25 protein-coding genes are annotated in these 25,432 nt (G+C 65.0%); 15 read left to right on the forward strand and 10 right to left on the reverse strand.

Going from position 1 to position 25,432, the window contains the following annotated elements; translation table 11 throughout:
* Positions 1-12 precede the first annotated feature (12 nt).
* The 14 genes from Q0C42_RS06365 (at position 13) to Q0C42_RS06430 (ending at position 12,783) form a co-directional block, all read left to right on the forward strand.
* Positions 13-849 carry a polyprenyl synthetase family protein gene (locus Q0C42_RS06365; protein ID WP_295073608.1) on the forward strand — a complete coding sequence of 279 codons (837 nt, stop codon included), beginning with the start codon at positions 13-15 and terminating at the stop codon, positions 847-849.
* Positions 846-1,958 (forward strand): methyltransferase, encoded by a 1,113-nt coding sequence (locus Q0C42_RS06370; RefSeq protein ID WP_295073611.1) that lies wholly within the window; start codon positions 846-848, stop codon positions 1,956-1,958. Before Q0C42_RS06365 ends, Q0C42_RS06370 begins: the two co-directional genes overlap by 4 nt.
* Before the next feature lie 130 nt (positions 1,959-2,088).
* The gene (gene bchC, locus Q0C42_RS06375) at positions 2,089-3,027 is read left to right on the forward strand and encodes a chlorophyll synthesis pathway protein BchC (protein WP_295073613.1); all 939 of its coding nucleotides are present in this window, start codon (positions 2,089-2,091) and stop codon (positions 3,025-3,027) included.
* Entirely contained in the window at positions 3,024-4,028 is a 1,005-nt protein-coding gene (locus tag Q0C42_RS06380; protein WP_295073616.1) for a chlorophyllide a reductase iron protein subunit X, read from the forward strand. The genes bchC and Q0C42_RS06380 overlap by 4 nt, the downstream gene beginning before the upstream one ends.
* Before the next feature lie 93 nt (positions 4,029-4,121).
* Complete coding sequence (gene bchY / locus Q0C42_RS06385; RefSeq protein WP_295074323.1) at positions 4,122-5,591, forward strand: chlorophyllide a reductase subunit Y; 1,470 nt, start codon at positions 4,122-4,124, stop codon at positions 5,589-5,591.
* The gene (gene bchZ, locus Q0C42_RS06390) at positions 5,591-7,069 is read left to right on the forward strand and encodes a chlorophyllide a reductase subunit Z (RefSeq protein ID WP_295073619.1); all 1,479 of its coding nucleotides are present in this window, start codon (positions 5,591-5,593) and stop codon (positions 7,067-7,069) included. The genes bchY and bchZ overlap by 1 nt, the downstream gene beginning before the upstream one ends.
* Complete coding sequence (pufQ, locus tag Q0C42_RS06395; protein ID WP_295073622.1) at positions 7,066-7,296, forward strand: cytochrome PufQ; 231 nt, start codon at positions 7,066-7,068, stop codon at positions 7,294-7,296. Before bchZ ends, pufQ begins: the two co-directional genes overlap by 4 nt.
* A gap of 170 nt (positions 7,297-7,466) precedes the next feature.
* A complete protein-coding gene (gene pufB / locus Q0C42_RS06400) occupies positions 7,467-7,616 on the forward strand; it encodes a light-harvesting antenna LH1, beta subunit (protein WP_128514097.1) in 150 nt (49 codons plus the stop codon).
* Positions 7,617-7,629: 13 nt separating this feature from the next.
* Positions 7,630-7,812 (forward strand): light-harvesting antenna LH1, alpha subunit, encoded by a 183-nt coding sequence (pufA, locus tag Q0C42_RS06405; protein WP_295073626.1) that lies wholly within the window; start codon positions 7,630-7,632, stop codon positions 7,810-7,812.
* Between the two features lie 134 nt (positions 7,813-7,946).
* Positions 7,947-8,795 carry a photosynthetic reaction center subunit L gene (gene pufL, locus Q0C42_RS06410; protein ID WP_295073629.1) on the forward strand — a complete coding sequence of 283 codons (849 nt, stop codon included), beginning with the start codon at positions 7,947-7,949 and terminating at the stop codon, positions 8,793-8,795.
* Entirely contained in the window at positions 8,788-9,711 is a 924-nt protein-coding gene (pufM, locus tag Q0C42_RS06415) for a photosynthetic reaction center subunit M (RefSeq protein ID WP_295073632.1), read from the forward strand. The genes pufL and pufM overlap by 8 nt, the downstream gene beginning before the upstream one ends.
* 10 nt (positions 9,712-9,721) lie before the next feature.
* Positions 9,722-9,952, forward strand: coding sequence for an RC-LH1 core complex protein PufX (pufX, locus tag Q0C42_RS06420; RefSeq protein ID WP_295073635.1), 231 nt, complete (start codon positions 9,722-9,724; stop codon positions 9,950-9,952).
* 168 nt (positions 9,953-10,120) lie between these two features.
* Positions 10,121-12,061: a 1-deoxy-D-xylulose-5-phosphate synthase gene (gene dxs / locus Q0C42_RS06425; RefSeq protein WP_295073638.1), complete on the forward strand. Its 1,941-nt coding sequence runs from the start codon at positions 10,121-10,123 to the stop codon at positions 12,059-12,061.
* Positions 12,062-12,174: 113 nt separating this feature from the next.
* On the forward strand, positions 12,175-12,783 hold the full coding sequence (locus tag Q0C42_RS06430; RefSeq protein ID WP_295073641.1) for a hypothetical protein: 609 nt from the start codon (positions 12,175-12,177) through the stop codon (positions 12,781-12,783).
* Here Q0C42_RS06430 and ribD read toward each other — a convergent pair.
* Positions 12,759-13,829 carry a bifunctional diaminohydroxyphosphoribosylaminopyrimidine deaminase/5-amino-6-(5-phosphoribosylamino)uracil reductase RibD gene (ribD, locus tag Q0C42_RS06435; RefSeq protein ID WP_295074324.1) on the reverse strand — a complete coding sequence of 357 codons (1,071 nt, stop codon included), beginning with the start codon at positions 13,827-13,829 and terminating at the stop codon, positions 12,759-12,761. The two genes, Q0C42_RS06430 and ribD, sit on opposite strands and share 25 nt — an antisense overlap.
* Before the next feature lie 26 nt (positions 13,830-13,855).
* Positions 13,856-14,323: a transcriptional regulator NrdR gene (gene nrdR, locus Q0C42_RS06440; protein WP_295073644.1), complete on the reverse strand. Its 468-nt coding sequence runs from the start codon at positions 14,321-14,323 to the stop codon at positions 13,856-13,858.
* A 181-nt stretch (positions 14,324-14,504) separates the two neighbouring features.
* On the opposite strand from nrdR, the gene Q0C42_RS06445 reads away from it, so the two are divergent.
* Entirely contained in the window at positions 14,505-15,377 is an 873-nt protein-coding gene (locus Q0C42_RS06445; protein WP_295073647.1) for a glycosyltransferase family 92 protein, read from the forward strand.
* On the opposite strand, the gene Q0C42_RS06450 is transcribed toward Q0C42_RS06445, so the two are convergent.
* From Q0C42_RS06450 to Q0C42_RS06485, 8 genes are all read right to left on the reverse strand, one after another.
* Positions 15,374-15,853: a hypothetical protein gene (locus tag Q0C42_RS06450; RefSeq protein WP_295073650.1), complete on the reverse strand. Its 480-nt coding sequence runs from the start codon at positions 15,851-15,853 to the stop codon at positions 15,374-15,376. The two genes, Q0C42_RS06445 and Q0C42_RS06450, sit on opposite strands and share 4 nt — an antisense overlap.
* Before the next feature lie 140 nt (positions 15,854-15,993).
* Positions 15,994-16,383: a hypothetical protein gene (locus Q0C42_RS06455; RefSeq protein WP_295073653.1), complete on the reverse strand. Its 390-nt coding sequence runs from the start codon at positions 16,381-16,383 to the stop codon at positions 15,994-15,996.
* Positions 16,380-18,377 (reverse strand): RNA polymerase sigma factor RpoD, encoded by a 1,998-nt coding sequence (rpoD, locus tag Q0C42_RS06460; protein WP_295073655.1) that lies wholly within the window; start codon positions 18,375-18,377, stop codon positions 16,380-16,382. The genes Q0C42_RS06455 and rpoD overlap by 4 nt, the downstream gene beginning before the upstream one ends.
* A gap of 74 nt (positions 18,378-18,451) precedes the next feature.
* Positions 18,452-20,386, reverse strand: a complete 1,935-nt coding sequence (gene dnaG, locus Q0C42_RS06465; protein ID WP_295073657.1) for a DNA primase — start codon at positions 20,384-20,386, stop codon at positions 18,452-18,454.
* Between the two features lie 96 nt (positions 20,387-20,482).
* Positions 20,483-21,784 carry an FAD-binding oxidoreductase gene (locus Q0C42_RS06470; RefSeq protein WP_295073660.1) on the reverse strand — a complete coding sequence of 434 codons (1,302 nt, stop codon included), beginning with the start codon at positions 21,782-21,784 and terminating at the stop codon, positions 20,483-20,485.
* A 4-nt stretch (positions 21,785-21,788) separates the two neighbouring features.
* Entirely contained in the window at positions 21,789-23,144 is a 1,356-nt protein-coding gene (locus Q0C42_RS06475; RefSeq protein ID WP_295073663.1) for a glutamine synthetase family protein, read from the reverse strand.
* A gap of 36 nt (positions 23,145-23,180) precedes the next feature.
* Positions 23,181-23,885, reverse strand: a complete 705-nt coding sequence (locus Q0C42_RS06480; protein WP_295073666.1) for a type 1 glutamine amidotransferase — start codon at positions 23,883-23,885, stop codon at positions 23,181-23,183.
* A 120-nt stretch (positions 23,886-24,005) separates the two neighbouring features.
* Entirely contained in the window at positions 24,006-25,340 is a 1,335-nt protein-coding gene (locus Q0C42_RS06485; protein ID WP_295074325.1) for a glutamine synthetase family protein, read from the reverse strand.
* Positions 25,341-25,432: the final 92 nt, after the last annotated feature.

The following is a 25,432-nucleotide window of genomic DNA, read 5'->3' on the forward strand; positions in this document are numbered from 1 at the left end:
ATAGAGCAGGCTTTGACCGCAGCTCTTATCCCCTTGAACCGCAAGGATGCGCCCCCGAAGCTGTCCGCCGCCATTCCCTATGCGGTCTTTCCCGGCGGCGCGCGAATCCGCCCGACGATCCTGCTTGCGGTGGCGGCTGCCTGTGGCGACGACCGACCCGAGGTCAGCACCTCCGCCGCCGTCGCATTGGAGTTGATCCATTGCGCAAGCCTGGTGCATGACGACCTGCCTGCCTTTGATGACGCGGACCTGCGCCGGGGCAAGCCGACGCTCCACCGCGCCTTCAGCGAGCCGTTGGCGGTTCTGTCGGGCGACAGTCTGATCATCCTGGCCTTCGAGGTTCTGGCGAAGGCTGGCACCCTGGCGCCGCATCGCGCGCTGGCGCTGACGGCCACGTTGGCACGGCATGCAGGTGCGCCCTTCGGCATCTGTGCGGGGCAGGCGTGGGAGAGCGAATCCAAGGTGGATCTGCTGGCCTACCACCGCGCCAAGACGGCAGCGCTGTTCGTTGCGGCGACCCAGATGGGCGCACTGGCGGCGGGGCAGGAGGCCGAGCCCTGGGCTGATCTTGGCGACCGGATCGGCGCCGCCTTCCAGGTGGCGGACGATCTGAAGGACGCGCTTTTGACGTCGGACCAGACCGGCAAGCCCGCGGGACAGGACGCAGTGCATCTGCGACCCAACGCCGTGGCCTCGATGGGGGTCGATGGCGCAATGGCGCATATGAAGGACATTCTGGGCGGGGCGATCGCCTCGATCCCGGCCTGCCCGGGTGAGGCGATGCTGGCCAACCTGGTCACCGCCTATGCCCGCAAGATGACCGTCCTGCCGGAGGCGGCCACCAGATGAACGCCGAACCGCGCCCGCCGCCCGCGCGGCCCGAGGCGCTGGGATTTCTGACCCGATTGGCCCTGTCGCCACGCTTTCACAAGCTTGCGGCGCGGGTGCCCGGCTTGCGTTGGAAGGCCCGACGCGAGGGCGAGGAGTTGTTCAGCATCCTGTCCGGCTTCGTGCAAAGCCAGGCGCTGGTGGCTCTGGTCGAGGCGCGGGCGCTGCATTTCCTGGCCTCGGGTCCGATGGAGACCGAGGACCTTTCCCGCCGCTGCGCCATTCAGCCTGCGCCGCTGGTCGTCCTGCTGAAAGCGGGTGCGGCCCTGAAGCTTCTGTCGCAGGATCGCAAGGGCATGTGGCATCTGGCACCGCGCGGGGCGGCCTTCCTGGCGGTTCCGGGGCTGGAGCCGATGGTGCGGCACCATCATGTGCTTTACCGCGACCTTTCGGATCCCCTTGCTTTCTTTCGTGGCCAGACCGAGACGGAACTGGCGGGCTTCTGGCCCTATGTCTTTGGCCCCCTGGCGCAAGAGGATGCGGGGCTGGCCGCGCGCTACAGCCGGTTGATGGCGGAAAGCCAGGTGCTGGTGGCCGAAGACACGATGCGTCTCGTCAGCCTGACACATTGCCAACATCTGTTGGACGTCGGCGGCGGGACCGGGGCCTTCCTGGCCGAGGTCGCCCGTGTGTATCCGCGTCTGACCTTGTCCTTGTTCGACATGCCGGCTGTGCTTGCGGCTGTCCCCTCTGCCTTGCAGGACAGGCTGCAACTCTGCCCCGGTGATTTCCGCGCCGACCCCTTTCCGCAAGGGGCCGACACCATCAGCCTGATCCGGGTGCTTTACGATCATTCGGACGTCAGTGTGGGCGCGTTGATCGCCAAGGTTTTCAACAGCTTGCCGAGCGGCGGCCGCATTCTGATCTCCGAGCCGATGTCCGGCGGCGACCAGCCCGATCCCGCCACGGACGTCTACTTCGCGATCTACACATTGGCGATGCGGACCGGGCGAACCCGCTCGGCTACCGAGATTGGCCGCATTCTGGGATCTGCCGGCTTCACGGATATCCGCCCGCGCCGGGGTGATCGGCCCTATGTGACCTCGGTCGTCACGGCGAAGAAACCGTGAACAACCACCGTACTTTCGGTTTGTTCCGCGTTCTGCCGAAAAAGTGTCCAATTAGTTTGACATCCCAAACTGTCAGTCTAAACTTACACTAAGTGCAAAACCGCACCCGATTCAGGAAAGCCGCAAATACGTGGAAACCCAAGCCGTCATCCTTTCCGGCCCCCGCTCCCTGCATCTTGGGCAGGTCGGGCTGAAGGCGCCGGTTGATGGCGACGTCGTGGTCCGGGTTCGGCACTCTGGTATTTCCACCGGCACCGAGAAGCTGTTCTGGCAGGGCACGATGCCGCCGTTCCCGGGCATGGGCTATCCGCTGGTCCCGGGCTACGAAAGCTTCGGCGAAGTGGTGGAGACTTGTGGCGCAACGGGTCTGCGGGCCGGCGACCATGTCTTCGTCCCGGGCGCGAACTGCTTTCAGGACGGGGTGCGCGGCTTGTTCGGCGGGGCCTCGGGGGTCCTGGTGACGCCCGCCGCACGTGTGGCGAAACTGGATGCCGCCCACGGCGAGAAGGGCGCGCTGCTGGCGCTGGCCGCGACGGCTTATCATGCTCTGGCAGGCGGTTCGCTGCCCGACCTCATCATCGGACACGGCACGCTGGGCCGGCTTCTGGCGCGGATCACCCTTGCGATGGGCGGCCCGGCCCCCACGGTCTGGGAGATCGACGCGGCCCGCCGCAGTGGTGCAGAGGGTTATCAGGTCATTGCCGCAGAAGACGATTCGCGCCGCGACTACCGGGTCATCCTGGATGCCTCGGGCGCGGCGGGTCTGCTGGACACGCTGGTGCCGCGACTTGCGAAGGGTGGCGAGGTCGTGCTGTGCGGCTTTTACACCGCACCCATCAGTTTCGCCTTCCCGCCCGCCTTCATGAAAGAGCTGCGGCTGCGCATCGCCAGCGAATGGCAGCCCGCCGATCTGGAGGCGACGCGCCGTCTGATGGACGAGGGTCGTCTGTCGCTGGACGGCCTGATCACCCACCGCGCTGACGCCTCGGACGCCGGGGCTGCCTATGAGCGCGCCTTCACCGACTCGACCTGCCTGAAAATGATCCTCGACTGGAGTGCAGAAGCATGACGCTTGATATCCCGAACCTGAAGGATTTCGACGCCCGCCTGCGCGCCGAAGCGCAGGAAGAACCCTCGCTGGAAGTGCCTCAGGACCCGCCATCGAAGAAGACGCAGATCATCGCAATCTACGGCAAGGGCGGCATCGGCAAGTCGTTCACGCTGGCCAACCTGAGCCACATGATGGCCGAGATGGGCAAGCGCGTGCTGCTCATCGGCTGCGATCCGAAGTCGGACACGACCAGCCTTCTGTTCGGTGGGAAAGCCTGCCCGACAATCATCGAGACCTCCACCCGCAAGAAGCTTGCCGGTGAAGAGGTGAAGATCGGTGACGTCTGCTTCAAGCGCGGCGGCGTCTTCGCGATGGAACTGGGTGGCCCGGAGGTCGGTCGCGGTTGCGGCGGGCGCGGGATCATCCACGGGTTTGAACTGCTGGAGAAGCTGGGGTTCCATGACTGGGACTTCGATTATGTGCTGCTGGACTTCCTCGGCGACGTGGTCTGCGGTGGTTTCGGCCTGCCGATTGCCCGCGACATGGCGCAGAAGGTGATCGTGGTCGGCTCGAACGACCTGCAGTCGCTGTATGTGGCGAACAACGTCTGCTCGGCGGTGGAATACTTCCGCAAGCTGGGTGGGAACGTCGGTGTGGCAGGGCTGGTCATCAACAAGGATGACGGAACCGGCGAGGCTGCGGCCTTTGCCAAGGCGGTCAACATTCCGGTGCTGGCCTCGATCCCCGCAGATGATGACCTGCGGCGGAAATCGGCGAATTATCAGATCGTTGGGACCAACGCGACGCAATGGGGTGCCTTGTTCGAGGTGCTGGCCTGTGCCGTCGCAGACGCCCCGCCGCTGCGCCCGAAGCCTTTGACCCAGGATGGACTGCTGGGGTTGTTCGATGCCGAAACGACCGGCTCGAACTTCGTCCTTGATCCTGCGACGGACGCCGACATGCGCGGGTCGTTCGCGGCCGTGAAACCCAGCCTGGAAGTGGTTTACGACAATGTTTGATCTGGAAGCCCTGGCGATCATCGAACAGGCGCTGAAGGCGCTGGCGGAGGCTCGCAAGTGAGCGACCTCGCCGCCACTCCTCCGGTCGACGGGATGGGCTGCCACGCGGGTGCGGGGCAGATGGCGGAGTCTGCGCGGGCGGCGGGCAATTCGGAAATCCTGGACCGTTACGCGGCGGACTATCCGCAGGGGCCGCATGACAAGCCGCAGTCGATGTGCCCGGCTTTCGGCAGCTTGCGCGTAGGACTGCGGATGCGTCGGGTGGCGACGGTGCTGTCTGGCTCGGCTTGCTGCGTCTATGGCCTGACCTTCGTGTCGCATTTCTACGGTGCCCGCCGGTCAGTCGGTTATGTGCCCTTCAACTCGGAGTCGCTGGTGACCGGCAAGCTCTTCGAGGACATCCGCGACGCGGTGCATGAGCTGGCGGACCCGGACCGTTATGACGCGGTGGTGGTGACGAACCTCTGCGTGCCGACGGCTTCCGGCGTGCCGCTGCGGTTGCTGCCCAACGAGATCAACGGCGTGCGGATCATCGGCATCGACGTGCCGGGGTTCGGGGTGCCGACCCATGCCGAGGCGAAGGACGTGCTGGCCGGTGCCATGCTGGCCTATGCCCGTTCCGAGATTCAGGCGGGTCCCGTGGCGGCCCCGGCCCAAGGACGCAGTGACCGCCCGACGGTCACGCTTCTGGGCGAGATGTTCCCCGCCGACCCGATGATGATCGGCGCGATGCTGGCCCCGATGGGACTGGCTGCGGGTCCCGTGGTGCCGTGCCGCGAGTGGCGTGAGTTGTACGCGGCGCTGGATTCCGGCGTCGTGGCGGCGATCCATCCGTTCTACACCGCCTCGATCCGTGAGTTCCAAGCGGCGGGTCGGACTGTCGTCGGCTCGGCCCCGGTGGGGCATGACGGGACGATGGACTGGCTGGCGGCGATTGGCGCGGCTTACAACGTGGCACCCGACCTGATTGCGGCGGCACAGAATGCCTTTGGACCGGCGATCAAGGGGGCCTTGGCCGCGAACCCGATCACCGGACGGATCACACTGTCGGGCTATGAAGGGTCCGAACTTCTGGTCGCCCGACTGCTGATCGAAAGCGGAGCGGATGTGCCTTACGTCGGCACCGCCTGCCCGAAGAACGAATGGTCGGCCGCTGACCGCGCCTGGCTGGAGGCCAAGGGCTGCGTGGTGAAATACCGCGCCAGCCTTGAGGATGACCTGGCCGCGATGGAGGCGTTCAAGCCGGATCTGGCGGTCGGGACGACTCCGGTCGTGCAGAAGGCCAAGGAGCGGGGGGTTCCGTCCCTGTACTTCACCAACCTGATTTCCGCGCGGCCCCTGATGGGACCGGCGGGCGCAGGATCGCTGGCGCAGGTCGTCAATGCCGCGATGGGCAACAAGACCCGGATGGAGGGCATGAAGGCCTTCTTCGAAGGGGTTGGCCGGGACGATACGGCGGGCATCTGGGAAGGTGCTCCGAACCTGCGGCCGGACTTCCGCGCGATCCACCAGAAGAAACTCGACAAGGCGGCCAAGGCTGCACGCGCCGAGGAGATGATCTGATGCTGGTGCAGGATCATGACCGGGCGGGCGGCTACTGGGGGGCGATCTATGCCTTCTGCGCCGTGAAGGGCCTGCAGGTCGTCATCGACGGACCGGTGGGGTGTGAGAACCTGCCGGTGACGTCCGTGCTGCACTATACCGATGCCTTGCCGCCGCATGAGTTGCCCATCGTGGTGACGGGTCTGGGCGAAGGCGAGATGACCTCGGGGACCGAAGCCTCGATGGCGCGGGCCTGGAAGACTTTGGACCCGGCGCTGCCTGCGGTGGTGGTGACGGGAAGCATTGCCGAGATGATCGGCGGGGGCGTGACGCCTGCCGGGACGAACATCCAGCGCTTCCTGCCGCGGACGATCGACGAGGATCAGTGGCAGTGCGCCGACCGCGCGATGACCTGGATCTTCACCGAGTTCGGGATGACCAAGGGCCGGATGCCTCCCGAAACTACCCGCGATCCGGGGCAACGCCCGCGCGTCAATATCCTGGGGCCAATGTACGGCACCTTCAACATGGCGTCGGACCTCCATGAGATCCGCCGTCTGGTCGAAGGCATCGGGGCTGACATCAACATGGTGATGCCGCTGGGCGCGCATCTGGCCGAGATGCGGAACCTGGTCAACGCCGACGCCAACGTGGTGATGTACCGCGAGTTTGGCCGGGGCTTGGCCGAATGTCTGGGCAAGCCCTACCTGCAGGCACCGATGGGGCTGGAGTCGACGACGCTGTTCCTGCGCACTTTGGGCGAGATGCTGGGGCTGGACCCTGAACCGTTCATCGAGCGGGAGAAGCATTCGACGTTGAAGCCCCTGTGGGACCTCTGGCGGTCGGTGACGCAGGATTTCTTTGCGACGGCCAGCTTCGCCATCGTCGCGAACGAGACCTACACGCGCGGCATCCGCAAGTATCTGGAAGACGACCTTGGCCTGCCTTGCGCCTTCGCGGTGCCGCGGCTGGCGGGGCAGAAGACCAACAACGAGGGCGTGCGCGCGCTGCTGAAGCAGCACCGGCCGCTGATCGTGATGGGGTCGATCAACGAGAAGATGTACCTGGCCGAGCTGAAAGGTGGACATGGACCCGCGCCAAGTTTCATTCCGGCCAGCTTCCCGGGCGCCGCGATCCGTCGCGCCACGGGGACGCCGTTCATGGGCTACGCCGGTGCAGTCTATCTGTTGCAGGAAGTCTGCAACGGCCTTTTCGACGCGCTGTTCCACATCCTGCCCCTGGGCAGCGAAATGGACAGCGCGGCGGCCACACCGACCACCCTGCGCCGCGACATGCCCTGGGACACCGACGCCCAGCTGGCGCTGGACCGTATCCTGCAGCAGCACCCGGTGCTGACCCGCATTTCCGCTGCCCGCACCTTGCGGGACGCGGCTGAAAAGACCGCGCTCGACCACGGGGCCGAGCGGGTCATCCTGGAATTTGTCGAACCCCTGGCAGGCGGAAGCCCGGCAGCGGTTGATAGGGGAGAGAGAACATGAGTGACCAGAGCTACATCAGCCACGTCCATCTCAAGTCGCCGCCAAAGCGCACGCCGAAGGCGGAATACGCCACCTACTTCGGGCTGATCCTGATGCTGGCGCTGCCGGTGCAGTGCCTGGTCTGGCTCGGCTCGGCTCTCCGCCACATGCACCTTCCGGCGCAAGGTCCCCTGGCGCGCGCGCTGCGCGACGCCGAGGAGATCACGCCCTCGATCTTCCGCCCCTGAACAGGCGGGGAACTCACGGCCTGACGCGGTGCGCCCGCCCGTCCGGTGAAGCCTTCGGGAGGGGCGAGGGGAAACCCTCGGCCCTGCCGGACCAGACGGAGCAGCAGTCCGCTGTCCCGTGAACCCAGCCGCAGGGTATGCGGCGTCAGTCACCCCTTTCGGAGGATAACATGGCTGATAAATCCGACCTGAGTTTCACAGGTCTCACCGACGAGCAGGCGCAAGAACTGCACTCCGTCTACATGAGCGGGCTTTGGCTGTTCACAGCCATCGCCGTGGTTGCTCACCTGGCGGTCTACATCTGGCGTCCGTGGTTCTGAGGAGGAACGAGAAATGTCCAAGTTCTACAAAATCTGGCTGATCTTCGATCCTCGTCGCGTCTTCGTGGCACAGGGCGTGTTCCTGTTCCTCTTGGCGGCAATGATCCACCTCGTGCTGCTCAGCACGCCGGCCTACAACTGGTTCGACATCGCGAATGCCAAGTACGGCTACGCGGCTGCTCCTGTCAGCGAATAAGGTCCTACGCATCGTCGGGGGCGGCGCAGCCTTGTGCCCGCCGCCCCTGGCAACCTGACGGCTGACACACATCCGGTCCGCCACCGCCTGCGCCCGACGGCGGCACGACCCGATAAAAAAAGCGAGAGGGAAGCATGGCACTGCTCAGCTTCGAACGAAAATACCGCGTGCCGGGGGGCACGCTGATCGGGGGCAATCTATTCGACTTTTGGGTCGGCCCCTTCTATGTCGGGTTCTTCGGGGTCCTGACCTTCTTCTTCGCCGCGCTTGGCACCATGCTGATCCTGTATGGCGCCGTGCTGCAAGGCACCTGGAACCCCTGGCTTATCTCGATCAACCCGCCACCCGTGGAAATGGGCTTGGCGATGGCGCCGCTTCGCGAGGGCGGGCTTTGGCAGATCATCACGATCTGCGCCACCGGAGCCTTCGTGGCCTGGGCCCTGCGTGAGGTCGAAATCTGCCGCAAGCTTGGCATCGGCTACCACGTGCCCTTCGCCTTCGGTGTCGCGATCTTCGCCTATGTCACCCTGGTGGTGATCCGCCCGGTTCTGATGGGCTCCTGGGGCTATGCCTTTCCCTACGGGATCTGGACGCACCTCGATTGGGTGTCGAACACGGGCTACACCTACGGCAACTTCCACTACAATCCGGCGCACATGATCGCGGTGAGCTTCTTCTTCACCACGGCCCTGGCCCTGTCGCTGCATGGCGCGCTGATCCTGTCGGCGGCAAACCCTGAAAAGGGCAAGGAAATGCGGACGCCCGACCACGAGGACACCTATTTCCGTGACCTGATCGGCTATTCGGTCGGCACGCTGGGCATCCACCGCGTCGGCCTGTTGCTGGCTCTGAACGCCGGGTTCTGGTCGGCGGTCTGCATCGTGATCTCGGGCACGATCTGGTTCGACCAGTGGGTCGTCTGGTGGGACTGGTGGCTGCAGCTGCCCTGGTGGGCTGGCATCGAGGGAGGCGTAAATGGCTGAGTATCAGAACATCTTCACCCAGGTGCAGGTGCGTGGCGCCCCCGAAATGGGAATGACCGAAAACGTCGAGTTGTCCAACCGGACCCGGGGGGCCACCTTCTCGAACCTGGCCGGCTGGATTGGCAACGCCCAGCTTGGACCCGTGTACCTTGGCACGATGGGAGTGATCTCGCTGGCCGCCGGTGTGGCGTGGTTCGTCACTGTCGGGCTTTGGTACTGGCATCTTGCGGGCTTCAACCCGGCCGTGTTCCTGCGCGACCTCTTCTGGTTCAGCCTGGAACCCCCGGCTGAAGAATACGGCCTGGGCTTCGCGCCTCTGGCCGAAGGAGGGGTCTGGATCATCGCCAGCTTCTTCCTTCTGATCAGCGTCTGTGCCTGGTGGGTCCGCACCTACCTGCGGGCGCAGGCCCTGGGGATGGGCAAGCACGTCAGCTGGGCCTTCGCCTCGGCGATCTGGCTTTTCCTGGTGCTGGGCCTGTTCCGTCCGATCCTGATGGGCAGCTGGAGCCACGCCGTGCCTTACGGCATCTTCAGCCACCTCGACTGGACCAACAACTTCTCGCTGCAATACGGCAACCTGTTCTACAACCCCTTCCACGCGCTGAGCATCGTCTTCCTTTACGGATCGGCACTGCTCTTTGCGATGCACGGGGCGACGATCCTGGCCGTCAGCCGCTTTGGCGGCGACCGGGAGCTTGAGCAGATCGCCGACCGCGGCACGGCGTCCGAACGGGCGGCTCTCTTCTGGCGCTGGACCATGGGGTTCAACGCGACGATGGAAGGGATCCACCGCTGGGCCTGGTGGTTTGCCGTGCTGGTCACTCTGACCGGCGGTATCGGCATCCTGCTGACGGGCACGGTCGTCGACAACTGGTACGTCTGGGCACAAGAGCACGGCTACGCGCCGCTCGACTAAGGAGGTCGAAATGCCGAACGACTATTTCAACGAGACCAAGCAGACCAACCTGGTATTCTGGAGCCTTGGTCAGATGCTGAAGGGGGCGGGTTACGCCGCCGCCTTCGTCATCGCCATCTCGCTGTTCGTCTGGGCGATCTACCTGGTCGGGCTCTTGCTGCCCGAGGAAAGCCGTCAGACGCCTTCGCCTTACGGTTCGCTTGAGACGCCGCTGGTGGCCGAGGGTCACGACCTGGCCTGAAACCGTCGGGTCCGGAGCCAGTCTCCGGACCCGACAAGCCGATCCTGACCCTCCCACGGGTCCGGATGTCGGGACCTCCGGGCCCCGGTTCCCTTCCTGTCGGACGACAGGCACTTGTGCCGTGTGGCATCAACCCACACGGCACCCTTTGCCCGAAAGGAGCAAACCATGACTGCGCCCGGTGCCAATCCCGCCTTTGCCGAAAAACCGATGCTAGACCGTGTCGCCAGCCCCGCTGATCTCCGGGCGCTTGCGGACCACGACTTGCCCCAGCTGGCCGACGAACTCCGCCGCGAGGTGATCGAGGTGGTCAGCCAGACCGGTGGACACCTGGGATCATCGCTGGGTGTGGTCGAACTGACCGTGGCGTTGCATGCGGTCTTCGATACCCCGCGCGACAAGCTGATCTGGGACGTGGGGCACCAGTGCTATCCGCACAAGATCCTGACCGGGCGCCGCCACCGGATGCTGACGCTGCGCCAGGCCGATGGCCTCAGCGGTTTCACCAAGCGGTCGGAAAGCGACTATGACCCCTTCGGCGCGGCGCATTCCTCCACCTCGATTTCCGCGGCCCTTGGTTTCGCAATGGCGCGCGAGATGGGACAGCCCGTGGGCGATACTGTCGCGGTGATCGGCGATGGCGCGATCACGGCGGGCATGGCCTATGAGGCGATGAACCACGCGGGCCATCTGGGCAAGCGGCTGTTCGTAATCCTGAACGACAACGACATGTCCATCGCCCCGCCCGTCGGCGCGATGCAGACCTATCTGAATTCCATCGCCGGCAAGGGACCTCTGGCCACCTTGAAGGCGATTGCCGAGGGGCTGGAGGATCACCTTCCCGGCCCCCTGCGCGAAGGTGCACGGCGGGCGCGTGAACTGGTCAGCGACCGGCCCGGTGGCGTGACCCTGTTCGAGAAGCTGGGCTTTTCCTACTTCGGCCCGGTGAACGGCCATGATGTGCCGATGCTCTTGCATGCGCTGCGGTCGATGCGGGCCCATGCCGACGGCCCGGTCCTGTTGCATGTGGTGACGAAGAAGGGCAACGGCTATGGCCCGGCGGAAGGCGCGGACGACAAGTATCATGGCGTCGCGAAGTTCGACATCGCCACCGGCAAGCAGCACAAGACGCCTGCGAATGCTCCGAACTACACGGCAGTCTTCGGCCAGACCCTGACGGATGAGGCCGCACGCGATCCGCGCATCGTGGCGATCACCGCGGCGATGCCGGGGGGGACCGGCCTTGACGTGATGCAGAAACGCTTTCCGGCGCGGGTGTTCGACGTCGGCATCGCCGAGCAGCATGGGGTGACCTTCGCCGCCGGTCTGGCGGCAGGGGGGATGCGGCCCTTCTGCGCGATCTACTCCAGCTTCCTGCAACGCGGCTACGACCAGATCATCCACGATGTCGCCCTGCAGAACCTGCCGGTGCGCTTTGCCATCGACCGGGCGGGCCTGGTCGGACAGGACGGCGCGACCCATGCCGGGGCCTTCGACGTGATGTTCCTGGCGAACCTGCCGAACATGACGGTCATGGCGGCGGGGGACGAAGCGGACCTTGTGCACATGATCGCGACCGCTGCTGTCCACGACCACGGCCCCATCGCCCTGCGCTATCCGCGCGGCGAGGGGATGGGTGTAGCGATGCCCGACCGCGGCGTCCCGCTGGAGATCGGCAAGGGCCGCGTGCTGCGCGAGGGCACCGATGTCGCGATCCTGTCTTTCGGCGCGCAACTTTCCGAGGCACTGGCGGCCGCGACGATCCTGGAAGCGGAAGGCATCTCGGCCACCGTGGCCGATGCCCGGTTTGCCAAGCCCCTGGATGTGGCGCTGATCGACCGGCTTTACCGCGAGCACCGCTGCCTCATCACCGTCGAGCAGGGATCGACCGGCGGCTTCGGCGCGATGGTCCTGCATCATCTGGCGATGAGCGGTCAGCTGGACCGTGGCGCGCCGGTCCGGACCATGACGCTGCCGGACCGCTTCATTGATCAGGCCAGCCCGACTCAGATGTATGCCTGGGCGGGACTGGCCGCTGCGGATATCGCCGCAATGGTCCGGTCCGCAGTTGCACCCGCCCTTGGTGCGCAGGTTGTCAGGTTGCGCTGACAGTCAATTCGCCGCGGGTTCAAAAAAGCTGCAGAAGTGTAAACTTCTAGCACCATTCCGTGCAGACCGTGCTATGGTCACGCTCGGAAGGCGCTCGGGGGAGGACTGCAGCAGTGAAGTTCCAGCAGGTCTACGCCGTTGTAGACAGCGAGTTCCGGCTGCTCTGGGTGGGCGGAGAGTGGGATGAATTCGCTCTGCAGAATGCAGCGCAACACGCCCTTGCGAACCACGTCCTGTCCACGTCCTTGCTGGCGCACATCGCCGGCGAAGAGACGCGCGAGCTGATCGCAAGCATGGTGGGGACCGTTCTGAAGACCAAGCGGCCGCTTCGCATGGAGTATCGCTGCGATTCGCCCAATATGGCGCGGGCCTATCTTTTGACCATCCAGCCGATGAAGGATGACCGTGCGCTGATGGTCCACGACCTGAAGGATGCGTGGCATTTCTCGCCGCCGCTGAACCGGTGGAACTACGATCCCCAAGCCCGCGACTGCAAGTGCAGCTTCTGCGGCGACATCCGCTTCGGCGTGACGCAAGAGTGGACCAGTTGCGACGATATCGGCGATCGTCATCCGGCTCTTGTATACTACGAGGTCTGCAACAGCTGTCGGGAAGCCGCGACCAAGGTGGTGGAAGACGTGCTGCGCGGCGATGAAGTCAGCCTGGCACTGGACGACGACCGCCTTTCAGAGGTCCGTCAGGCCAGAGACCACAGCGAGTAAAGGTCCGGCCCCAGCACCTGGGACTGGCGCAGGACGGGGCGCGGCGCCGCTGACAGCGCGCCAATCCCCATCGCGCCGAGGGCCGCCTGACCCTCTGACCCGATCAGCAGACCAGCCGAGAAAAGCGCAAGTTCGTCCACCAGACCGTCCCTGACGAGGCTGGCGGCCAGGGTGCCCCCCCCTTCGCTGAGGACGCGGGTGATCCCGCGAGCGGCCAGGGCAGCAAGAGCGGCGCGAAGATCCAGCTTGCCGCCCGTTTCGGGAACCTCGATCAGGGTAGCGCCCGTGGCCAGCCAGGCAACGCGCGCCGTGTCCGGGGCATCGGGGCCATGCACAAGCCAGACCGGATGGGCGGCCGCGGATCGGCCCAGCCGACTGTCGGCCGCATGGCGCAAGCGGCGGTCCATCACGATGCGCACCGGTTGGCGTGGCGCGCCCAGGTCCCGCACCGTCAGGTCGGGATCATCGGCAAGTGCCGTGCCCGAGCCGACCATCACGGCATCATGGCTCATCCGCAGGGCATGGACCTTGCGCCGGGCTTCGGGGCCGGTGATCCAGCGCGACTCTCCGGTTGCCGTGGCGATGCGTCCGTCAAGGGTGGCGGCCAGTTTCAGCGTGACTAAAGGGAGGCCCTGCGTCACGCGCTTCAGGAAACCTGCGTTCAGGCGGGCTGCCTCGGGCTTCAGGACCCCTTCGGTCACCGAGGTCCCTGCCGCGCGCAGCATCTGATGCCCCTTGCCGGACACGCGCGGGTCGGGGTCGGTCAGCGCAGTGACGACCCTTGCGACCCCCGCCGCGATCAGCGCCTCGGCGCAGGGTGGGGTGTGGCCGTGGTGCGCGCAAGGTTCGAGCGTGAGGTAAGCCGTCGCCCCGGCTGCGGCCGGTCCGGCCTGTTGCAGGGCGCGCACTTCGGCATGCGGGCGGCCACCGGGTTGCGTCCAGCCGCGACCGACGACCAGCCCGCCCCGGATCAGCACGCAGCCTACCGCAGGATTGGGCCAGACATTGCCAAGGCCCCGCGCCGCAAGGCGCAGGGCATGGGCCATATGGTCCCGGTCTATCGGGGTCTCGGTCACTCTTCCTGGGCGGCGCCGGGCCGAAGCTCGGAGACGAAACCGTCGAAATCGTCCGCGGTCTGGAAGTTCTTGTAGACGCTGGCAAAGCGCACGTAGGCCACGGTGTCGATCCGCGCCAGGCTTTCCATCACGATCTCGCCGATGGTCTTGGACGGGATGTCGGTGTCGCCAAGGCTTTCCAGCCGCCGCACGATGCCGCTGATCATCTGGTCGATCCGTTCCGGGTCGATCGGACGCTTCTGCATCGCGATGCGGATCGAGCGTTCCAGCTTGGCGCGGTCGAAATCCTCACGCTTGCCAGAGGATTTTATGACGACCAGATCGCGCAACTGCACCCGTTCATAGGTGGTGAACCGGCCGCCGCAGGCCGGGCAGAAGCGACGGCGGCGGATCGAGACATGATCCTCCGCGGGCCGCGAATCCTTCACTTGCGTGTCGATGTTGCCGCAGAATGGGCAGCGCATCGGCCCCCTCCTTGCTTTATGGTTATACCTGCCTCAAGGTCCGGGTGTTTCCCACGGTTCCACCACAGACTATAGGGGAAGGACTTGTATCTGGGGAAGTCCCAACTTTCCGGCCCAGAATATGGGGGAGCAACTGTGGCGAGAGAGACTCAGGCCGCTCAGGGGGCAGGGGCCGGTCTGGATGGGTGAACCCAGCATCGCGCTTTGCGGGATCGTGAAGAACGAGGTCCGGTCCGTCGTCGAATGGCTGGCGCATTACAAGGCGCTGGGGTTCACCGATTTCGTCATCTACGACAACGAAAGCACCGACGGGACCGGCGAGATTCTGCAGGCGCTTGACGATGCGGGAGAGTTGATCCGGATCGAATGGCCGCATGAGGTGGGCCTGCATCCGCAGCGCCTTGCTTACGAACACATGCGGAAGGGCTCGGTCGTGGATTGGATCGCCTATTTCGATGTCGACGAATTCCTGCTGCTGCGGCAGGACCAGACCATCACCGACTTCCTGCGGCGGTTCGGTGACGACGTGAACGCCGTCGCGGTCAACTGGGTCGCGTTCAACAGCGGCGGGCAAGATCGTTACCGGGCTTTGCCGGTCATCGAACGCTTCACCGAATGTCTGCCGCGCCGGGCCCGGTACAATCGCAGCATGAAGGCCATCGGCCGTCGGGAAAAGCTTTCGGGAACTGGCATCCACCGCGTGGCCGTCAGCGAGGGGCGCTATGTGACGCCCTCGGGACAGGAGGCCCAGTTCGTCACGGGCCAGATCATGCGGGCGCATGACGTCGAGGTCGCGGCGCTGCACCACTACCTGGTCAAGTCGATGGAAGAGTTCGAGGAAAAGCGCAATCGCGGCCACGCGAATTCGCAGGACCCCCAGCGCAAACGGACCAAGCTGGACACCCGGCTGGCCGAGGCGAATGCGCCCGGCCGCCGCAACACCGACATGCTGGCCTTTGCGGGCCGGATGCGGACCGAGGCGATGCGTCTGCGCGCAATCCTGCTTGAAGCGGGGCTCAGCTACCCGGTCTGGCCCTTCGTCGAAGACCCCTAGCCGCAGCTGCCCCAGGCGTGGGCGTCCATGTCCCAGCACTGGCCGATGCCATCCTTCAGGTCATAAAGTCCATCCATCGACGTGGCGGTGCCGCCGTCGCATTCCAGTTCGGCGACGGTCTGGTCGCCCTGCAGCACCCTGACGCCCCCCGCACGCGGTTCGGTCGCTTCGGGGTCACGTTCCACGCTGGTCCAGACTTCGTAGGTGTATCCGGCGTTTTCGAAGGCCACCGTCTCCCACAGGCTGCTGCCGATGCCGGGCCAGGGGGTGAAGGCGACGGTTTCCAGGCGTTCGTTGAGGAAGATCTCCGGATCGTCTTCGGGCCCGTAGGCATAGGTCAGCATGCCCTTCCAGTAACAGACCTCCAGCGTCTTGGTGCCAATCTGGCAGGAGAAGGCCTCATCGCCCTGGCAGGCGGCCAAGGTCGGCCCGGCCAAGGGGGCCGCGAGAAGAGCGAGCAGAAGAGCGGTGCGCATGGTGGCCTCCAATGTTGGATCGCACTTTGGGGCGGAGGAGGGACCGGCACAAGGTCAGGATTCCGGCCTGCCTGGGCTCTGGGGTGTAGGGTCAGCGGCGCAGGGAGTGCTGCGCCGGGAAAGGGTCCAGAAAGCCGGACCTACGCCTTTTCGCTGCTTTCGGTCGACCGGACCAGGTCCAGCCAGCGTAGGGCTGTCCCGGCATCCGATATCCGCAAGGTGATTTCGCCACTGCTGGTCACGCGGGCATCCGGGAAGGCCGCCATCACCATTTCCGGCGTGATCTTTCCCCGCCGCAGTTCGGGCTTGCGAATATAGGTCAGCACCCACTCGTCCGCGGGAACTGCGGCAAAGCAGAACTCCTCGTCCCGCTTGATCCGCAGACTGTTGAGAAAGCCCTGCTCGTGGGTGGCGACAGAGAACTCCCCCGACGTCGAAAACCCCTCGACGATCACGTCAAAGGCGGCCTTCGCGTCAGCGGTCGCGATTTCGTCCCGCAGGTCGGCTATGTCCAAGGTCTGGTTACTCACTGATCCAGGAAGCTGCGCAGCTTCCGGCTCCGCGAGGGGTGCTTCAGCTTGCGCAAGGCCTTGGCTTCAATCTGGCGGATGCGTTCGCGGGTGACGCTGAATTGCTGGCCGACTTCTTCCAGCGTGTGGTCAGTGTTCATGCCGATGCCGAAGCGCATGCGCAGGACGCGTTCTTCGCGCGGGGTCAGCGATGCCAGCACGCGGGTCGTCGTCTCCTTCAGGTTTTCCTGAATCGCGCTGTCCAAGGGCAGGATCGCGTTCTTGTCTTCGATGAAGTCGCCAAGCTGGCTGTCTTCCTCGTCGCCGATGGGCGTCTCCAGCGAGATCGGTTCCTTGGCGATCTTCATCACCTTGCGGACCTTCTCCAGCGGCATCTGGAGTTTCTCGGCCAGTTCCTCGGGCGTCGGTTCGCGGCCGATTTCGTGCAGCATCTGGCGGCCGGTGCGGACCAGCTTGTTGATCGTCTCGATCATGTGGACCGGGATGCGGATCGTGCGGGCCTGGTCGGCGATCGACCGGGTGATCGCCTGACGAATCCACCAGGTGGCGTAGGTGGAGAACTTGTAGCCCCGGCGATACTCGAACTTGTCGACGGCCTTCATCAGGCCGATGTTGCCTTCCTGAATGAGATCAAGGAATTGCAAGCCGCGGTTGGTGTATTTCTTGGCGATGGAGATGACGAGACGCAGGTTCGCCTCGACCATTTCCTTCTTGGCCTGCCGGGCCTCTTTCTCGCCCTTCTGGACCTGGTTCACGATCCGGCGGAATTCGCTGATGTCGACGCCGATATACTGGCCGACTTGGGCCATCTCGGTGCGCAACTCTTCCACTTTCTCGCGGCTGCGTTCGATCAGCGCCTGCCAGCCACGCCCGGCCTTCTGCGCCATGCGGTCCAGCCAGGAAGGGTCAAGCTCGTACCCCTGGTATTCCTGGATGAATTCCTGACGGTTGATCCGCGCGGCGTCCGCCAGTTTCACCATGCCCGAGTTGATCGACATGATGCGCTTGTTGATGCCGTAAAGCTGGTCGATCAGGGCTTCGATACGGGAGTTGTTCAGGTGAAGCTCGTTCACCAGAAGCACGATTTCCGACCGCAGCTTCTGATAGGCGGCCTCGTCGGCAGTGGAAAACCGCCGGGAGGACGACAGGGTCGCGTCCATCCGCAGCTGCTGCATGTCGGCCAGCTTGTCATAGTCGCGGGCGATCAGGTCGAGCGTCTCCAGCACTCGCGGCTTCAGCGCGGCCTCCATCGCGGCCAGCGACATGTTCGCGGACTCGTCGTCCTCGTCCTCGTCCATCTCGGCCATGATCGGGTTGCCGTCGGCATCCAGTTCCGGCTCGGCGCTGGAGGACCGGCGCGGGGCCGCTTCGCCCACACCGACTTCGTCCAGCGCGGCTCCGTCCAGCTCGCCCTCTTCGCCGTCCAGAGACCGCCCGAAGGTGGCTTCCAGATCGATGACGTCGCGCAAGAGGATCTCTTCGGACAGAAGTTCGTCGCGCCAGATGATGATGGCCTGGAAGGTCAGCGGGCTTTCGCAAAGCCCGGCGATCATCGTGTTGCGACCGGCCTCGATCCGCTTGGCGATGGCGATCTCGCCCTCGCGGCTGAGAAGCTCGACCGAGCCCATCTCGCGCAGGTACATCCGGACGGGGTCGTCGGTCCGGTCCAGCGTTTCCGTGGTGGTGCCCGCCACGGCGATCTCGCGGCTGGTGGAGGTTTCCACCAACTCGCCGCCCGCCGGGGCTTCGCCTTCCTCGACTTCTTCGTCCTCGATGATGTTGATGCCCATTTCGGACAGCATCGACATCACGTCCTCGATCTGCTCGGAGGACACCTGCTCGGGCGGCAGGACCGTGTTCAGCTGATCGTATGTGATGTACCCACGCTCCTTCGCGTCGGCGATCATTTTCTTGACAGCAGCCTGGCTCATGTCCAGCGACACGTCGGCGTCGTCGGTTTCCGGCTTGGTGTCGTCGGTGTCCTTGAGGGCCATGAGATCTCCGTTAGGCGAATCGGGTCGAGGCTGATCGAATCAATAACGCGAATCAGGCCGGGGGAAAGGCCGAATCAGCGGTTTTTCTTGACCCAGACCTGGCTATCGATCAGGGATTGCAGATGTCTTGACAGAGCGGCACGGTCCTCGCCGAGATCCGAACTGTCGCTAAGGCCGCTTTTGTCCGAGCGGTGACGGGCTTCGGCGGCCTGGGAAAGCCGCCAGGTCAGGCCCTCATCGGGCAGGCCGTCCATATCCTCCATAGCATCTTCGATCTCCCGGCGGGCACCACGGCGGGCCTCCAGCTTGGCCAATTCCTCGGCCAGGCAAAGCGCGGCCAGCGCGTCGTCCTCGCGGTTGCGCACGGGGGGGGCGATGGCGACATGGGGACGCGACAGAAGCGCGTCAAGGGCAGCGGGCGCCGATTGTGCGATGCGATGATGAAGATCGGGCATGTCTGCCCCGGCCAGGATCATCTGGCGCAGGGTGTCGTGATCCTCGCCGGTCAGGTCCAGCCGTTCCAGCGCGGATTCAAACCGATGGATCAGCGCGGGGTGCAGGATACAGATCGCCAGGATCACCGCCTCGCGCAGGACCTCTTCGACCGGGCCCGACCCCTGAGCCAGAAGCGAGGACCGGGTCGAGGCCAGTGCGCCTCCGGGCGGAGCAAACTTGCCGCGACCGCGGAAGGGTCCGGGCTGGAAGGGGCGGGCGGGGCCGTCGAGGGTGCCGAAAAGCTCGCGCCGCAGACGCTTCATTTCTTCGGCATAATGGCTGCGGATCGAGGGGTCGGCGATCCGGGCAAGATGGCCGCGAAGGATCTTGTCCAGACCGGCGCGGCGTTCGGGGCTGTCGAAGACCCGGCCTTCGGTCTCGCGTTGCCACAGAAGCTGGACCATCGGCCTCGCCTGTTCGACCACGGCCTGCATCGCCGGCGCGCCTTGCGCTTTCAGCAGATCGTCCGGGTCCATGCCTCCGGGCAGGATGGCAAAGCGGAGCGCCTTTCCGGCCTCGAGCATGGGCAGGGCAAGGTCGATGACCCGCTGTGCGGCCTTGATGCCCGCATTGTCACCGTCCAGCGCCACGATGGGTTCGTCCGCAATGCGCCAGATCATGCGCAACTGCTCTTCCGTGACCGCGGTACCGAGGGGCGCGATGGCGGCAGTGAACCCGGCTTCGGACAGCGCGATCACGTCCATGTAGCCTTCTGCGACGATCAGCGTCTTGCCCTTGCCCGCCGCCTCGCGGGCGGGGGAGTGGTTGAAAAGGCTGCGCCCCTTGTCGAAGAGCTCGGTCTCGGGGCCGTTGAGGTATTTGGCTTGCGCATTGGGGTCCAGACTGCGGCCCCCAAGGCTGATCGGGCGACCGCGGGGGTCGTTGATCGGGAAGATGATGCGCGCACGGAAGCGGTCATAAAGGCTGCCGTCATCGCCCTTGGCGATAAGGCCCGAGGCGACCATCAGGTCGGGCGAGACGCCCTTCGCCGTCAAGGCATCCTTCAGAGCGTTGCGGCTGTTCGGTGCCCAGCCGATATCCCACCGGTCCAAGGCTGGTTCGGTCAGGCGGCGTTTCTGGGACAGGTAGGCCCGCGCCTCGGCCCCGGCACTGGTCTTCAGTTGGAGGCGGTAGAACTTCACCGCCTCGTCCATCACCTGTTGCAGCTGGGTCCGCCGGTCCGCGCGCTCGGCGGCCTTCGGGTCGCGGGCTGGCAGGGCCATCCCGGCTTCGCGCGCCAGAACCTCTACCGCCTCCATGAAGCCGAGGTTTTCGGATTCCTTGACGAAGGTGACCGCGTCGCCCTTCGCGTGACAGCCGAAGCAGTAGTAAAAGCCCTTGCGGTCATCGACGTGGAAGCTTGCCGATTTTTCCTGATGGAAGGGGCAGGGCGCCCAGAAATCGCCCTTGGCCATGTTCGACTTGCGCATGTCCCAGGTGACCTTCCTTCCGACAATGGAAGAAAGCGTGACGCGGGTGCGAAGTTCGTCGAGGAATCCGTTCGGCAGGGACATGGCTCCGCTTATACCAGATCCAGCGCCCTGTGCAGCCCCCGGGGGTTTCACACCCCCGGACCCCCGTGGGATATTTGGACAAAGATGAATGGTGGATCAGAGACCCAGCCGATCCCGCATCGCGTACCAGGTCATTGCCGATACCAGAAGGGGCCAGCGCAGCGCAGCCCCGCCGGGGAAGCGGTGCTGGGGCAGGCTGGCCATCAGGTCGAAGCGTTCAAGCTGCCCCGCCGCCGCCTCGGCCATCAGCTTGCCCGCAAGGGTTGCCATCGCGACGCCGTGGCCGGAATAGCCTGACGCGGAGAGGACGTTCTGCCCCGGTCTGGTGAAGCAGGGCATCCGGTTGACGGTGATCGCGAGCGTCCCGCCCCAGGCATAGTCGATGCGGGTCTTGGCCAGTTGCGGGTAGACCTGGAGCATCGGTTTCGACACGGTCTTGATGATGTCGGGGAAGCGGTAGCCGTAGGATTCACCGCCGCCGAAGAGAAGGCGGTTGTCCTCGGAGAGCCGCCAGTAGTTCACGACGAAACGGGTGTCGGCGACGGCGACGGGTTCGGACAGAAGATCCTTCGCCGCTTCGCTCAAAGGCTCTGTGGCGACGATGAAATTGTTGATCGGCATGACTTTTGCCGAAACCTTTGGGGAAAGCTGGCCGAGGTAGCCGTTGCCGGCAAGAATTACCGTCGCGCAATCGACATGTCCCGAGGGCGTGCGGACGACGGGCCTTGGCCCCGGTTCGACGCGGTGAACCTCGCTCAGTTCATGGATGCGGACGCCCGCTTTCGCCGCCGCTTGCGCGAGGCCGATGGCGTAGTTCAGCGGGTGCAGGTGGCCCGCGTCGCGGTCGATCTCGCCGCCGACATATTCGGTGGATCCGATCAGGCGGCGGATGCCCGCGCGGTCGAGAGAGTCGAGGTGGGTATAGCCGTAGTCCCGCCGCAGCTTCTCGGCGTAGCCGTGGGTATCGCGGACCTCGGCCTCGGACCGGCAGGCATGGGCGATGCCGGGGTGGAAGGTGACAGGCATGGCGTGGTCGCGGACAAGGGATTTGACCAACCCCTTGGCCTCTTCGGCAAGGTCCCAGAGACGGTGGGCATTTTCCTTTCCCACGGCCTTTTCGATCCAGACCTGATCCTGCCGCTGGCCGCTGCCGACCTGGCCTCCATTGCGCCCCGAGGCACCAAAGCCGACGCGGTGGGCTTCCAGAAGGACCACGTCGTAACCGCTTTGCTGCAGGTGCAGCGCGGCAGACAGGCCGGTGTAGCCGCCACCCACGATGCAGACATCGGCCCTGGTGGCGCCCTTGAGGATCGGAAAGCGGTCGAGCGGGGCCGCAGTCGCGGCATAGTAACTGGCGGGGTATTCCCCCCGCCGGTCGTTGACGTGCAACAGGTTCATCGCATCACACGTTCAGAAGAAGGTGTTCCCGCTCCCACGGGCTGATGACCTGCAGGAACTCCTTGTATTCGTTCCGCTTCACGCTGTCGTAAACCCGGACGAAGTCCTGCCCCATCACCTCTTTCAAGGCCGCGTCCTCGTCCAGAAGGTCCAGCGCATCGCCCAGGTTGACCGGGATATCCTCGCTGTCGATGTAGGCGGAGCCGGCGAATTCCGGCCGTGGCTGGGTCTTGTTCATCAACCCGAGATAGCCGCAGGCCAGAGTCGATGCGATGCCGAGGTAGGGGTTGCAGTCCATTCCCGGAAGGCGGTTTTCGACCCGGCGTCCGGCCGAGGACGAGATCGGGATCCGCAGGCCGGTGGTCCGGTTGTCGCGGCCCCATTCCAGGTTGATCGGTGCGGCGAAGTCCGGAACGTAACGGCGGTAGCTGTTCACGTAAGGTGCGAACAAGGCCACCGCGCCCGAGAGATGCTTCTGCAATCCGCCGATGAAATGCAGGAAGGCGTCCGTTTCCACGCCCTTCGGGCCAGAGAAGATGTTCTTGCCCGTGCGGGTGTCGACGACCGAGGTGTGGATGTGCATCGCCGACCCGGGCTCGCCCGCGATGGGCTTGGCCATGAAGGTGGCAAAGCAGTCGTGGCGCAGCGCCGCCTCGCGGATCATGCGCTTGAAGAAGAAGACCTCGTCCGCCAGTCGGATCGGGTCGCCGTGGGCCAGGTTCAGCTCGATCTGGCCTGCGCCGCCTTCCTGTAGGATCCCGTCGATCTCCAGACCCTGGGCTTCGGCGAAGTCGTAGATGTCGTCGATCACCTTGCCGTATTCGTCGACCGCCGACATCGAATACGCCTGCTTTCCCGCCGCCCTGCGGCCCGAGCGGCCCATTGGCGGCATGATCGGCATGTTGGGGTCGATGTTGCGGGCGGTCAGGAAGAATTCCATCTCGGGTGCGACCACGGGACGCCAGCCCTGTGCTGCGTAAAGATCCATGATCCGGCGCAGCACGTTGCGGGGCGAAAAGGCGATCAGGTTGCCCTGTTGGTCCTTCGCGTCATGGATCACCTGCAGCGTGGTGTCGGCCGTCCAGGGCGCGGCCGTGGCCGTGGACCAGTCCGGCTCCAGGATCATGTCGGGTTCGGTGAAGGCATCGAAGGGGTTGTCGGCCCATTCCCCGGTGATGGTCTGCAGGAAGATCGAGTTCGGCAGGAAGTAGCTCGTCTGCTTGCCGAATTTCGCGGCCGGCATCGCCTTGCCGCGTGCCACCCCGGCGATGTCGCCGATGATGCATTCCACTTCGTCTACCCGGCGGTTGCCAATGTAGTCACGCGCTGCCTCGGGCAGCTGGTCGGTCCATTTGGACATTAGGTCACACGTCTTTGGGGGGTGGCCCCCGCACCATCAGGCGCGGAGCTTCTCGGCCCCAGTTTTCGCTTGGTGGGTCAGGAAGAAGTCCGCGATCCTGTCGGCCATTGACGGGCTGTCGAGGGTCTTGTCGAGCCGATCCGTGGCGTCGGCAAGAAGCGCGTCGGGGACCAGACCGGGTCCCCGGTACTTGATCAGCCCCGCCATGAACTCCTTGCGGAACTCGGGGTGGGGCTGGACGGTAAACATGCGGTCGTCGTAAAGCAGCGCCGCATTTTCGCACAGCGCCGTGGAGGCAAGGACCTTCGCCATTTCCGGCTTCCGGACCACCTGGTCCTGGTGCCAGGCGTTCAGCGTGTAGGTCTGATCGCCGAAGTCGTATTCGATCGGCCCCACCGACCAGCCGCCCGCGAACTTCTCGACCTTGCCGCCCATCGCCTGGGCGATGATCTGGTGGCCGAAACAGATGCCCACAACCGGCACATGCTGGGCGAAGGCGCGGCGGATGAAGTCTTCCAGCGGCGGAATCCAGTCGTGCGGCTCATACGCGCCAAACCGCGAGCCGGTGATCAGCCAGCCGTCGCACTCGTGCACGTCCTGCGGGAAGTCGTTGCGCAGCACCGCCCAGCGACGGAAGGTCAGGCCGCGGTCCGCCAGCAGTGTCTCGAAGAAATCCGGGTAGTCGCCCTGATCGCGCAGCGCGTCGGGGCTTTCGCCGGTCTGGAGGATGCCGATCTGCATCTTGGTCCCTCTGGTTTTTCTCAAGGTGGAAGCGAAGCGTGGGCCGGTCAAGGGCTCGTCGTGCGCCTTAGGCTGCTCATCGCGGGTCAGCGACAAGGGCCGAAGGCATCCGACAATCGGTCAGACCGTATCCAGGTACAGCTCTACCCGCTCTTCCGGAGTCAGCTCCGCCAGGTAGTGCAGTTCCTGCCGCTTGGTCTGCACCAGGTTGCGGATCAGTTCCTTCGGCAGGAAGCGATAAAGGTGGTCCGAATGTTCGAACGCCTCGATCGCGGCCTCCCAGCTGGAGGGGATCTGCGGCAGATCCATCGCATAAGCGTTGCCGGTGACGGGCGGCGCAGGTTCGATCTCGTCCTCGATCCCGCTCAGCGCGGCGCCCAGGATGGCGGCCAGCATCAGGTAGGGGTTCACGTCGCCGCCTGCCACGCGATGCTCGATCCGCCGGGCCGAGGGATTGCCAGCCGGGATGCGGATCGCGGCGGTGCGGTTCTCGTAGCCCCAGCTGATTGCGGTGGGCGCGTGCTTGTCGGGGACAAGGCGTTCGTAACTGTTGAAGTGCGGTGCGAACAGGAGCGTCGAGTCGTGCATCGCCGAAAGGCACCCGGCCACGGCATGGCGCAGTTGCGCGGTGCCCTTGGGGCCGCCCGAGTCGAAGATGTTGTCGCCCTTCGAATCCAGCACCGAGAAATGCGTGTGCAGGCCCGAGCCGGAGTATTCCGCATAAGGCTTGGCCATGAAGCTGGCGGCAAAGCCGTGGCGGCGGGCCAGGCCCTTGACCAGCATCTTGAAGAGCCAGGCATCGTCAGCGGCGCGCAGCGGGTCGTCGCAGTGCATCAGGTTGACTTCGAACTGGCCCAGCCCGGTTTCCGACGTGGTGGTGTCGGCCGGAATGTCCATCGCCTCGCAGGCGTCGTAAAGGTCGGTGAAGAAGGTGTCGAAAGCGTCCAGCGCGCGGATCGACAGCGTCTCGGCCGCCTTGCGGCGCTTGCCGGATCGGGGCGAGGCGGGGACCTGCATGGTCTTGCCCGAGTCGTCGATCAGGAAGAATTCCAGCTCCATCGCGCAGACCGGGGTCAGGCCCTTGGCCTTGTAGCGCTGGACGACGGCGTTCAGCGCGTGGCGCGGGTCGCCCTCGTACGGAGTGCCGTTCTCGCGGAACATCCAGATCGGCAGCAGCGCGGTCGGTGCCTCCAGCCAGGGCATCGGCATGAAGCCACGCTCGGTCGGTTTCAAAAGGCCGTCGGCGTCGCCCTGCTCAAAGACGAGCGGGCTGTCGTCGATATCTTCGCCCCAGATGTCCAGGTTCAGGACGGAAAACGGGAAACGCGTGCCGTTCTTGACCACGTTGTCGGCAAAGCGGGCAGGCACACGCTTGCCACGGGCCTGACCGTTCAGATCGACGGCAGCCACGCGGATGGTCCGCACGTCCGGGTGCTTTCGCAGGTAATCTTTCATCGTCATGTCGTTATGCGGTCAGGGCACGGCCCCCGCGCGCGCAGCCGCCGAACCTGTCGGCAAGACCGCCCCATGCGAAGGTTCGGACCATG

The sequence above is a fragment of the Tabrizicola sp. genome (genome assembly GCF_022842145.1).
Classification (GTDB): domain Bacteria; phylum Pseudomonadota; class Alphaproteobacteria; order Rhodobacterales; family Rhodobacteraceae; genus Tabrizicola.